This is a genomic window from Paenibacillus sp. GQ49, from assembly GCF_059759055.1.
This window is the reverse complement of sequence record NZ_JCAXEL010000009.1, coordinates 101253-113713: the sequence shown is the minus strand read 5'-3', so window position 1 is coordinate 113713 and position 12461 is coordinate 101253. Positions and strand designations below refer to the sequence as shown.

Below are 12461 nucleotides of genomic sequence, written 5' to 3'. Positions count from 1 at the left end.
GATAAGAAAGGGAGAGGTTATAGTGAGTTATACAAAAGAAGACATTCTCCGCATTTCGAAAGAAGAAAACGTACGATTCATTCGATTGCAATTTACTGATTTGCTTGGAGCTATCAAAAACGTTGAGATTCCTGTGAGTCAGTTGACTAAGGCTCTGGATAACAAAATGATGTTCGATGGATCTTCCATTGAAGGTTATGTACGTATTGAAGAGTCCGACATGTACCTCTATCCAGATCTAGATTCTTGGCTTATTTTCCCATGGGTTGCAGAGAACCGTGTTGCACGTCTGATTTGCGACGTATATCTTCCGGATGGTAATCCGTTCCCAGGAGATCCACGTGGCATCTTGAAACGAAACCTGAAGGAAGCCCAAGATATGGGATTCACTTCCTTTAATGTTGGTCCTGAACCCGAGTTCTTCTTGTTCAAAACAGACGAAAAAGGAAACCCAACTAACGAGCTGAATGACCAAGGTGGTTATTTCGACCTTGCGCCTACGGATCTTGGTGAAAACTGTCGTCGTGACATCGTTATCACACTTGAAGAAATGGGCTTTGAGATCGAAGCTTCCCACCATGAGGTAGCTCCAGGTCAGCATGAGATCGACTTTAAATATGCTGATGCTCTGAAAGCTGCTGACCAGATCCAAACGTTCAAACTGGTTGTTAAAACGATTGCACGTCAGCATGGTTTACATGCTACATTCATGCCGAAACCGCTGTTTGGTATGAACGGATCCGGTATGCACTGTAACCAATCCTTGTTTAAAGGCAATGAGAACGCATTTGTTGATGAGTCGGACGAGTTGGGTCTGAGCAAAACTGCTCGTCACTTCATGGCTGGAACTCTGAAGCACGCACGTGCGTTTGCAGCAATTACTAACCCAACTGTGAACTCATACAAACGTCTTGTACCAGGTTATGAAGCACCTTGTTATGTAGCATGGTCTGCTAGTAACCGTAGCCCAATGATCCGTATTCCAGCTTCCCGTGGTCTGAGTACACGTGTTGAGGTTCGTAACCCGGATCCGGCTGCTAACCCTTACCTGGCTTTGTCTGTTCTGTTGAAAGCAGGTCTGGACGGAATCAAACGTGAGCTTTCCTTACCAGCTCCAATTGACCGTAACATCTACATCATGTCAGAAGAAGAGCGTGTGGAAGAAGGCATTCCAAGCTTGCCAGCTGACCTGAAAGAAGCATTGAATGAATTGATCCGCAGCGAAGTCATCTGTGATGCTCTGGGCGACCACGCCTTGGCTCACTTCTATGAGCTGAAAGAAATTGAGTGGGATATGTACCGTACACAAGTCCACCAATGGGAACGCGATCAATATATTACTTTGTACTAATTGAATAAACCTTGTAACTACGGGGTTTTTTGAGGATTTGAATGGGGGACGTTTGAATGGGGATTATACTTCTATTGAGGAGTGTCCCCCAAATGTCCCCCATTTTGATTTTTTGAACCAAGAATGTTGGCGGTATACTTTTCATACTTATCAATATTGCGTAGCTCTAACTTTTTGGAGATGTGAGCATATATATCAGAGGTGATCTGCACACTTCCGTGACCAAGCTGTTCTTGAACAAATTTTATGTCTGCACCGGCTTCAAGCATGAGTACAGCATATGTGTGTCTCAAGGAATGAATTGTTAATTCCTCACTCAAACCAGCCTTTCTCAAAATCCTCTTTGAAGCATTAAAGAGACTGGATTTAGGTATCGGACTACCATCATTCCTGCACAAGACCAGATTTAAATCGTGTCTGTACATTGACTCCCCTAAATTGATCTTATTTTGATTCTGCCATGAAGCATGGTACCTCAAATCATTTATGATGCCGTTACTTACGCTAATGGTGCGTGTAGATTTTTTGGTTTTGTATCTCCGAAAAGTTCATCCTCGTCTGCGGCTTGAAAATCGAGTGTTTCATCCACGCGGATCGTCTTTTCTTTGAAATTGATATCCGACCACCTGAGAGCAGCAGCTTCACCTTTTCGTAAACCCGTTTCAATGAGCACTTTGAAGAAAATCCAATAAATGTACCCATCTCCTCGAGCTGTATGAAGAAATTTGGGAAAGTCCTCTGAATCAATGAATTGGATCGTCTTCTTTTTGTGCTCTCCTTTAATAATTAAACCTTTACATGGATTGCGTAATATTTTCCCTTGAATCAACGCATGCTCTATGGCTGAGTATACCGTGGAGTTAATGATCTCGACCGTGCGTTTTCTGAGTCCCTTTTTAAATAGAGAGTCCAGAAAGACCTGATACATATCTGGTTTTAAATCTTTGAGCATCAGACGCTTAAAATAGGGTTTGATATGGGTGTTTAGGTTGTTTTCATGTTGTTTGATCGTATTCTTTCTTACAACACCTTTTTTGTAGTTGTCTATCCAATTTCGAATGTAATCGACCAAAGGAATGTTCGAACCCTTGCTTTAGCTGCCTTAAAAATTCAGGAGCAGCTAGTTCAGCCTCTGGTTTAGTTCAAAAGCCAGCCTCGGATTTCTCTTTTTGTTGTTGAGTGAACGGATCGGTGTACTTTAACCGATATCTCCAGCCACTTTTTAATTTCTTGAAAACTGCCAATTTCATTCCTCCTACTAGAACGATAGTTCTTTTTTGTATATGTAAAACCGCCTCACAGCGGTGTAAGCGTAAGTTAATCAATTTTGAGCAGAGTAGTGAAATGTTCTGGGTTGAAGATGAAAAAGGAGAAAGAGCTTCGAATTAGAGTCGGAAAAGATATTTTAAAGAAATCATCAAAAAACGAGCCTTCGGTAACTAAGGCTCGTCTGTGCAGGAGTCATATTTGGCTCCAATAACTATGTTTGGATTAGTGCTGAGGTTTCTTGCGGAAAAGTAACTATAACAACTCTACCCTATTTCAGAGGATTTGACCATACTTTAGCTTTAAAGTTCTTGTCCTTGGTTCGAGACCAGAACTTGTACTGATTGCCGAAAAGGACAAGGAAATGATCTGATTACCGATTAGATAAGTATTTAACTACTTGTGACTGCTCTAATTCATTAAGCTAGCGGGCAGTTTAGTTTAAGATTAACTGCGGTGAACCATAACATCGCTAGTGATAAAGTTGAGAATTGAACTGGATATCGCATCGGCAACGCTGAGTTTGCAGGAAGGAGCTTAAAGTATTCACGTACTGGATACATGTGGAGTGTTTTATATTGATGGTCCGTAAGGAATAGATGAGATGTGACGGTTTAGCTCAAACGACTTAATTGTATAGTGTTGACACTTCGCCCACTTGGAGTGATATGTTACTATTGAGATAGTATTCTATTTCCGATGAAGACATATTTTAGTTTGAATGTTATTTAGGAAGGAGAGACACTATGACAAGGTTCGAGATATGTTCTATGCAAAGTCTATTTTATGAACAACGGCGGTTGTTTGTATAGAGCTAATAATATAAGTAACCGCTTAAATCGGGATAGTGATAATTGTTATAGTGTAGACTTTGCTACCTTAAAATTCAACTATTTTTAGGAGCGGCTATCTTGAGATATGTAAATGCCGACATCATCTTTCCAGAAGAATTACTATACAAAAGTATATGAACGGTGAATTGGTTTACGTCCCTAAATCAAAAGGTTTGCGTAAAAAATTGGGGTGAAAATTCAGGCAGCAGAAAATTTTTAATCTTAGAAATGATGAAATCCGGCGAAAGTTTCTCGATGGTGACACTATCGAGAAACTTTCAGATCGATTTTGCCTTTCAAGCGATACTATTAAAAAGATCGTTTATACAAAATAATAGTTTAACAAAAGTCGCATTGGAAGAAATTCTGATGTGACTTTTTTGTGTATAGTATGGTTTAAATTGTTTACTACATATTTTCAAGCTTTTACTATCGTTATAATAACATATAAGAGAAGTAGTTGATTTACTTCATAAAAACTGCAGGGGGATAACAAATGAATGATTTTTTTAGATTTGATACTGATGAAGAACGGCGGGCGTTATTAATCAGAGCAAGGAAAGTCGCTTTATCTGCAATTCGAAAGTATGACTTAGAATGGGATAACATCCAGTTTATTCAACTATCCGATACGATCACGTATAAAATTGAAACCAGTACAGATAACAATTATTTACTTCGCATTCATTCGGACCGATTAAGCAGAGAGGAAATTCGTTCGGAACTCCTACTGTTACAAGCACTGAACAAATCGAAAGATCTAAAAGTACCAGAAGGGATGGCAAATTGTGATGGTATTTATGTATTGGACATCGAAACAGAGACAGGATATAGGCGCCCTTATATAACGATGATGCGATGGATAGAGGGTGAAAAAGCAACAGGTGAATTTACAGATAGTCAAGCATATAATATAGGTGTATTAATGAGCAGGCTCCATGGAGCAGCAAAGGATTTCAATCCACCTTCTGATTTTGTAAGACCTACTTGGGGAGTAGAAAGTTTTAAACGTGAAATGGCTAAGTTGGAACGTTACTATGAGCGTTTTTTATCAGAAGAGGGATGGAAGCTGTATCAAGATGCAGCTGAGAAGGTTGTATCCCAACTTACCACGATGCATCCAAGTGAACATAACTATGGGCTCATTCATGCTGATTTACATACCGGTAATATGGTTTTTGAGGATAATCAACCCTATCCGATTGATTTTGGAAGATGTGGGTACGGATATTATCTCTACGATATGGCAGGCACCATATTGGAGCTTTGGCCAAAGCATCGATGGATGCTTATCCAAGGTTATGAGAGTATTAGGAAGTTGGAAACGGACTATATTCGGGATCTGGAATGTTTTTTTGTCATGTTCATGATCGAGAACTCCTGCCATCACTCCTCTGATCCAAGAGAAACAACCAGTTTAATCGATGAACAAAAGTATGCCCAAGCATACATAAGAGAATATTTAAATGGTAATCCATTTTTATTCGAAGTGATCGAGCCTGTAAATGTGGATTAATACTAACCGATACCGGGCTAAAATAATGATATCTTATGGTGATGATTTACAATAGGTCGCTGTTTAGAGTGTTTGTTCGTATCATCAAGTTTTAAAAACGTGAGCTATGACTTCGAGTTTATATAAGATCTACTTGTGTACTTAGCGCTGAAACTTTTCTGTTTATTATGAAGATTTATGCTTATTCATGAAGTTTGTCCGATCCAATTGTTCTTCAGCTACTCTAGTTCCCCTTCATTTTCGGGGTGTATTTTGACGGAGCTGTTTGGGTCGTTTCGTGATTTTTTAAACTGGCATTGAGTTGGAATGAAGGCGACTCGAATTGGTGGGTCGTCTTTTTTTCTTTTCTAGGGGCTTGATGGTTTGCGCCGGATGTTCAGGTCAGCGAGATGCCAAATACGGTTGAGGCATTATGGAAGTCGAGCTTTATATGGAAAGCATCCGTCCTATACGGAGAGTACGTATGCGGTAAAGTTAACAACGAAGCTGGAGGGGGAGCTTCGAAGTGCTCCTTGGTCATCGATTTGAGGGATAAGTTCGATGAGTTCCTCAGAGATTTTAATGTTTTTGGAAGTATGGAGAAGGCAGAGCTGCATCAAACCATTGATTATGTGAAGCTTTAAACTTCATATTCTGCAGAATTAGCATAATGTATTTATTAAGAACCTCTTTTATATCTTTAAAGCCTCCTAATCCAATTGGACACTCGAAGCCACCTCAGATACACTAAATGAAATGAGGAGAGCGTCCATGAAAAGATGGGAACGGGGAGGTTACAGTCCCATCACACACGTTGAAAACAGCATTAATCAATCATCAGTATGATCCTTTACAGACTTACGTTTCTCGGTTGGAGCGTCCAGAATGGGTAGCTGTAGGAATGATGGGAAAACTTCTGATAAGAGATGATGGCACATGTCGAGAGAACGGGTACTGTATAGAACGTTATTTCTTTTTTTGTGTATGCAAAACCGCCTTACAGCGGTGTAAGCGCAAGTTAATCAAAGTATCGAACAGAGCAGTAAAATGTTGTTGTTGAAAGATGTAAAAAGGAAAATCTTCGAATTAGTAACGGAAAAGATATTTTACAAGATACATCAAAAAACGAGCCTTTGTATATAAGGCTCGTTTGTGCAGGAGTCATATTTGGCTCCGAAAGTTATGTTTAGTCTACTACATTTGTTTTATCGCTGAGAAAGTAACTAGAACAACTCTACCCTATTTCAGAGAATTTGACCATACTTTAGCTTTATAGTTCATGTCCTTAGTTCGAGACCAGAACTTGTACCTTGTACAAAGTGTCGGAATAGAGATGTGTCTAATCATTGTGCGTTTAACTGAAAATATCATTTAGTATCCTAGCGCATGAGAAGTTACATATTATTATATAGCAACTGAAACGCTGAGATAGGGAGTCAGATATTAAAAAACGAAATATAGTATTGGAAATAGCTGTTGAGCAGTTAAAGCTATCATCATAAATATTATTTAAAAAATTTAAGGTATATAAGAGAAAATATACCAAATTTATATCATAATATTTTTGAGTTGGACATACAATACTTGATTCTGTGAACAAGAGGTGAGAGCAACTATGAAAAATAGAAACATAACAGGTATTGTATTGGCTATAATCTATTGCATTGTTCTTTACTTTATTTTAACAGATTCTCCGCCTGGCGAAGCTCCAAATAATCCGTTCTGGGTTTATTTGTTTATTCCAATTGGGGCTATTGTGATTACATCTTTGTTTGATTACGTAATCAAATTCGATTTTTTTAGAAAAAAGAAAGATTAGAATTGAATGGAGGACTAAAATGATACAAACAATGAAAATTGCTAAAACATTTTTAGCCGGAGTCATGCTTTCTACATCTATCTCAATTCCAGCATTCGCTCAAGATCAGGCAAATTCTTTACCAGCACTTCAAGTGGAAAATAGCCTTTTAGAACTAGTCGAAAGTACAACCGATAATTCCATCACTTTTAAAGACGGTTCTACATTAATTCAATATGACAGCTATTATATTGCAACAGATTTAAATGGTAAAGATGAGTTAAAAATTACAAAAGTTGATGAGACTAAAGTAAAGTATGAAAATCTTCAAACTGGCGAAGTGAATTATGCTACAAACGAAATAAAACCTATTCACGAAGATCTCATTTTCTCGCCACAAGCATTAGCAGATGGTTATGTATATAAAGGCAAAGTGGAAATTTCCACTGAGATAATATATGCCACTGCTTCTGCAATAGCAGGTATACTCGCTTCCTTTATTGGAGGACCTGTAGGTGGAAAAATAGCAGGCATACTTGTAAGTATCGGTGGTTATTATCTTTCTAAGGATGCTCCTAGAGCCTACTGGGTAACAAAAACATACACTAGAGATGTTAGGCATAGTGATTTTAGTGCGACATTATTCATCAGGAAGGACCATTACTATTATAAATATCATGATTATACCGGTTTTATTGATACCGCTTCGACAATCCAGACTTGCCAACCTTTTGGTTGTGGTCCAGTGAACGAATATTAAATCTATTTATGTCGGATAGAAAATATCCCATTAAAGTCGCTATTATAGCGGCTTTTTTGTTTTATTCGTACAAGTTCATTTTTCGATTACCGATTAAGTAAATATTTAACTACTTAGCAGAAACTAAATAAATTGATAGAGTGGTCTTACGAAAAAGCAAAGCTCAACCGATAAAGCAATTGATGCTTTAATCCGTTGGCAAAATATTAAAGGAGTAACAAGCAGGTTTCTAACTGGCGTAGGTGGTGTTGTCACTCTTCCAGTAGCTAAACCAGCTGATTAATGTACGTGCAAATACGAGTGATAGTTGCCATTGCTCACATGCGTGGTTATAATCCAAAAGATGATGAAGTTAAAACGTTGGTTTTTTCGTGTCTTACCAGACAAGCTGCTACAGATATTTTGAAGGCTGGTATAAAACCGGGCAGTATACCTGTAAAGAATGCGATTAAAAAGATTCCAAACGTAGCAATTAAGACTATAAATCAAGTTTGGTGAAAAAGGTATTATGTTTTCTTTCCGATTAAGTGTAGCCCAGCTGAATTAGACTTAAAAATAGTTTTAAGATAACGGACAGGATAGTGTAATTATTACGCGAATTATCCTAGGGAGTTGCATAAAGAAGGAAAAACGTATCTAGAAAAACAAAAAAACTTCTTAGTGAGACTGGTGGAAAGTGTGCAAACCCGGGATGTTTAAGAATAGAGCCTGTTGATTACCATCAAATCAAGGTATGGGCAATTCTTAAAAAACACGAAACTAGTTACATGATTGCGTGGAAAACTTAAAATAACTGATGATGAGTTATATAGATGGAAGCAGATAAAAGGGTCACCAAAAAAGCCTATGTTTGTCTGTAACCATGGCTTACTTTTAACATGATGCATTCGTTACCGATATATAATCGTAAAGCGCTCTTTTCATTAATGAAAGGGGAGTTTTTTATATGTGGTAACTAAACATTTCCTATTTTGAAGAAATGTATCAATTCATGTTATTAACAGCGCAAAAACCATTGTCATTATCTAGTAACCCATTAAAGAGAAACTGAAATTAATTCTTTCTTACAGTGCATTAAACTGTCTGAAACAAAAGATTTAAATCAAACTTCCTTAGAAATTCTGATAGCCACGAAATAGAAAGGAATACTAGCTTTCACTCTTTCAAAATTCCAACCATCGTTCAAATAAATACAAATGGATGTTTCATTTGTATGTTGAAAGTTTCATATAGAAGAGGTATACTTTAATTAAATTTTGAGCAATTTAATTTTAAATAATTAATTGGAGATGTTAATATGGATCAGGCAAAACAACTTGTGACAGAACAACGTACATTTTTTTATACAGGACAAACTAAAAATATCGAGTATCGGATTAATGCTCTTCAACAGCTTAGAAAGGGAATTGAAAAGTATCAGCAACGAATCCAAGATGCACTTCACGCGGATCTGAACAAATCTGAGGCGGAAGCTTACGGTTCCGAGATTCGCATTGTTTTGGGTGAACTGGATTTTGCATTAGAACACCTGCAGGAATGGGCTGCGCCAAAACAAGTCCCAACCAATTCGGCTATGCCGGATGGGGTGAGTACCATTTATCCTGAACCATACGGAGTGGCTCTTATTATTGCACCTTGGAACTATCCTTTCCAACTGGCCTTTGGTCCACTGATTGGAGCAATTGCAGCCGGTAACTGTGCAGTTATTAAGCCTTCTGAATTAACACCAGCCGTATCTCGTCTAACGTACGATCTGATTCAGGAGATCTTCCCTCAGGAGTATATTGCGGTTATGGAAGGAGAAGTTGAGGTCAGCACAGCATTGTTGAAAGAGAAATTTGATTATATTTTCTTCACAGGTAGCACAGGTGTTGGTCGCATTGTTATGAAGGCAGCTGCGGAGCACTTGACTCCTGTAACTCTTGAGTTGGGCGGCAAGAGTCCTGCTATTGTCCATAGTGATGCAGATCTGAAGCTGGTGGCCCAACGTATTGTTCGTGGTAAATTCCTGAATGCAGGGCAAACATGCGTTGCTCCGGATTACTTGCTTGTGCATGAACAAGTTCATGATGAACTGATCAATCTGATTAGCGCAGAGATCAAAGATAAATTTGGGGATGATGTGTTACAGAACTCTGATTTCCCGCATATTGTTAATTCGCGTAACTTTGATAGGTTGTCGAGATTCCTCACAGATGGCAAAGTACTAATTGGTGGACGTTCTGTACGTGATCAGTTGCTTATTGAGCCAACTGTACTTGGAGATGTGAACTGGGAATCGGCTGTCATGCAAGAAGAAATCTTCGGTCCGATTCTTCCTGTATTTACGTACAGGGACCTGAATCCTATACTGGATGAGATTGTTCGCCGGCCAAAACCATTGGCGCTATATCTCTTCACACAGGATGAGCAACTGCAGGATCAGGTTCTGAATCAAGTATCCTTCGGTGGGGGATGTATTAATGACACACTTTCTCATATGACTTCACACTATCTCCCGTTTGGTGGTGTAGGAGAGAGCGGTATGGGCTCATATCACGGGCAACAGAGCTTTGATGTGTTCTCGCATCACAAGAGTGTTCTGAAACGCAGTAAATAATTAGCTGCTAAACTAACATAAAAATGAAAAAAGAGGTTGTCCTGTTGATCAGGGCAACCTCTTTCGTATTTCATTACATCTAGTTTTGTTACTCAAGTTAAATATTAATGAATATCTCGGAAAAGGCCAATGACTTTACCCAGAATACTAACGTGTTTCAAACGTAAAGGTTCGAAGGTCGCATTCTCCGGTTGAAGGCGAATATGATCTTTCTCTTTATAGAACGTTTTCACTGTAGCTTCATCGTCTTCAGTCATTGCAACGACGATATCACCGTTATCAGCAGTTTGCTGTTGACGGACAATAACGTAATCTCCGTTAACGATTCCAGCTTCCACCATACTATCTCCGACTACTGAAAGCATAAACACTTTTTGTTCGCCTACATAATGTGTAGGAAGAGGGAAGTAGTCTTCAATGTTCTCGGTTGCAGTGATTGGAACCCCGGCTGTAACTTTACCAACGACAGGAATACGTGCAACGCTATGAGCAAATTGATGAGAATGCTCAGATTCTTCCTGGCTCAAAAGCTCAATGGCTCTTGGCTTGGTAGGGTCGCGTCGGATCAAACCTTTTTTCTCCAAACGATCCAAATGTCCATGTACTGTTGAGCTGGAAGCAAGTCCAACCGCTTCACCAATTTCCCGTACGGAAGGAGGATACCCCTTCAACCGGACTTCATTTCGTATAAACTCCAGAATAGCCTGCTGCCTGCTGGATATCTTCGACATACCGTATCAACCCCATTTTAGTAACGTTTGGGAAAATTATAACATAGAACCTCCGTTCGTACAAACATAAGTTCTAAATAAAATAGCATTAAATCAGTGTTTTTTAACTTATAGAATAGAAATTGTCCAAAAGTCAGAGCATAATACTGCAAATGCTTTGCAAAAGGAAGTGAAATAAGATATTTCTCCTTCAAAAAAGAAGCGAACAATTGTTCTGAAAATCTATTGAACAAAACAAGTGTTCGTGTTATATTGATTTCAACAGATAGGAACAAACGTTTGGAGGCGGGTATTTAATGAGATATTCTACTTATCAAAGCATTTATGAACCAATGAATTCGGAACTGGTGAAGTCTAACATAGGGAACTACAAGAAGGTTTTAGTGCGTTTCAAGATTTCTTCATGGATGTTAAAGGTAGCCATTACCTCTATGATTATATTTATTGGATGCAGCACCGTTTTAACTGTATTTGCCGGCAATGAGAATGATGTTCTGCCTGGAGGAAAGATAGCTGTTTCACAAGGGGAAACATTATGGAGTATTTCTTTGGAACATAAACCGACGAATATGGACACACGTATTTATATAGAAGCAATTAAGAAAGTGAATCAACTTCATACAACTTCCATCCAAGTGGGACAAGTACTAGCTCTACCGCAATTTGCAGAATAAAATGCACATCAATGAGTGTTAGCGCGTGTCAGCTTGACAAGCAGCCTTTATAATGGCAAAGTTAATATGACTTTGTATTTTTGGAGGGGACAAGCTTGGATATAGATAGTCTGGTAGCACGCATTAACGAATTGGCTCGTAAGCAAAAGTCCACGGGATTGTCGGAGGAAGAACTTGCTGAACGTGCCGAGCTAAGAGAGATTTATTTGAGCAATATTCGCAGTAATTTCAGACAACAACTGGATACCATTGAGATTGTTGATGATGAGAATGACAAAGGCCACCAAGGCAAACTCAAACACTAACGAAACCTAATGATATCATTATGATATTTAGGTTTCTTCCTGTTATTTTGAGTATGCAATTTATAGGGGGAAATGTTGGTTTGCAATTATGTAAGCCGATACAAAGACACATAAGGGGGATTCTCATGTCGCGTTCGTTCGAGAGAACGGTTAAGAAAAATTCCAAGCAGTTAAATCAGCAACGCAAAAAAAGTGGTCAACCAATCACAGGTACACCAGGTGAAGAAGTCTTTAAGGGACGCAGCCTTTTGTTCCCTATATTTTTGATCGGTCTCGCCTTTTTGTATCTGTTTATGAGCACATTCCTTGTGCAAGCTCCAATGACAACTTGGGACTGGGTGACGATGCTGCTTTACGTATTTTTGGCAGTCATCTTCATGCTTCGCCGTCCATACATCAAGATTAGCAGTAATCGGATTATAACGACGAAGGGTAATCGTGAACGTTCAATTGGGGTTGACGATATCGTTAAATTCAGAATTGAACCAGGTACAGTTGTTATCGAACATAACAGTCGCGGGAAAAGATGGGTGTTTACCAAGTTATTGAACCGTTACGATACAGATGCGATTGCAGAACGTTTGCTGAAGTTTGCAAAAGCACACCAGATCACCGTGGAAACCGTCGAAAAGTAATTATTGCATAAAGG

The 12461-nt window shown here is 38.8% G+C and carries 9 protein-coding genes and 2 pseudogenes; 9 read left to right on the top strand and 2 right to left on the bottom strand.

What is annotated here, in order from left to right:
- The first annotated feature begins 22 nt into the window (after window positions 1-22).
- Window positions 23-1351 carry a type I glutamate--ammonia ligase gene (glnA, locus tag AC6CIF_RS17275; RefSeq protein ID WP_076210082.1) on the top strand — a complete coding sequence of 443 codons (1329 nt, stop codon included), beginning with the start codon at window positions 23-25 and terminating at the stop codon, window positions 1349-1351.
- Between the two features lie 82 nt (window positions 1352-1433).
- Here glnA and AC6CIF_RS17270 read toward each other — a convergent pair.
- Window positions 1434-2595 (bottom strand): annotated as a pseudogene (locus tag AC6CIF_RS17270) (site-specific integrase); the annotation flags it as partial.
- Between the two features lie 1351 nt (window positions 2596-3946).
- Here AC6CIF_RS17270 and AC6CIF_RS17265 point away from each other — a divergent pair.
- From AC6CIF_RS17265 to AC6CIF_RS17245, 5 genes and pseudogenes are all read left to right on the top strand, one after another.
- Entirely contained in the window at window positions 3947-4966 is a 1020-nt protein-coding gene (locus AC6CIF_RS17265) for a phosphotransferase enzyme family protein (protein ID WP_498200668.1), read from the top strand.
- A gap of 389 nt (window positions 4967-5355) precedes the next feature.
- Entirely contained in the window at window positions 5356-5589 is a 234-nt protein-coding gene (locus AC6CIF_RS17260; protein WP_498200667.1) for a hypothetical protein, read from the top strand.
- A gap of 161 nt (window positions 5590-5750) precedes the next feature.
- Window positions 5751-6005, top strand: a pseudogene (locus AC6CIF_RS17255) (peptidase G2 autoproteolytic cleavage domain-containing protein); the annotation flags it as partial.
- A 778-nt stretch (window positions 6006-6783) separates the two neighbouring features.
- Window positions 6784-7503 (top strand): adenosine deaminase, encoded by a 720-nt coding sequence (locus AC6CIF_RS17250; protein WP_498200666.1) that lies wholly within the window; start codon window positions 6784-6786, stop codon window positions 7501-7503.
- Between the two features lie 1297 nt (window positions 7504-8800).
- The gene (locus AC6CIF_RS17245) at window positions 8801-10102 is read left to right on the top strand and encodes an aldehyde dehydrogenase (protein ID WP_498200664.1); all 1302 of its coding nucleotides are present in this window, start codon (window positions 8801-8803) and stop codon (window positions 10100-10102) included.
- Between the two features lie 104 nt (window positions 10103-10206).
- On the opposite strand, the gene lexA is transcribed toward AC6CIF_RS17245, so the two are convergent.
- The gene (gene lexA / locus AC6CIF_RS17240) at window positions 10207-10833 is read right to left on the bottom strand and encodes a transcriptional repressor LexA (RefSeq protein ID WP_017688034.1); all 627 of its coding nucleotides are present in this window, start codon (window positions 10831-10833) and stop codon (window positions 10207-10209) included.
- 296 nt (window positions 10834-11129) lie between these two features.
- On the opposite strand from lexA, the gene AC6CIF_RS17235 reads away from it, so the two are divergent.
- The 3 genes from AC6CIF_RS17235 (at window position 11130) to AC6CIF_RS17225 (ending at window position 12447) form a co-directional block, all read left to right on the top strand.
- Window positions 11130-11507: a LysM peptidoglycan-binding domain-containing protein gene (locus AC6CIF_RS17235; protein ID WP_498200662.1), complete on the top strand. Its 378-nt coding sequence runs from the start codon at window positions 11130-11132 to the stop codon at window positions 11505-11507.
- Window positions 11508-11602: 95 nt separating this feature from the next.
- On the top strand, window positions 11603-11812 hold the full coding sequence (locus AC6CIF_RS17230) for a DUF896 domain-containing protein (RefSeq protein ID WP_017688036.1): 210 nt from the start codon (window positions 11603-11605) through the stop codon (window positions 11810-11812).
- Window positions 11813-11937: 125 nt separating this feature from the next.
- Window positions 11938-12447, top strand: coding sequence for a hypothetical protein (locus AC6CIF_RS17225; RefSeq protein ID WP_017688037.1), 510 nt, complete (start codon window positions 11938-11940; stop codon window positions 12445-12447).
- Window positions 12448-12461: the final 14 nt, after the last annotated feature.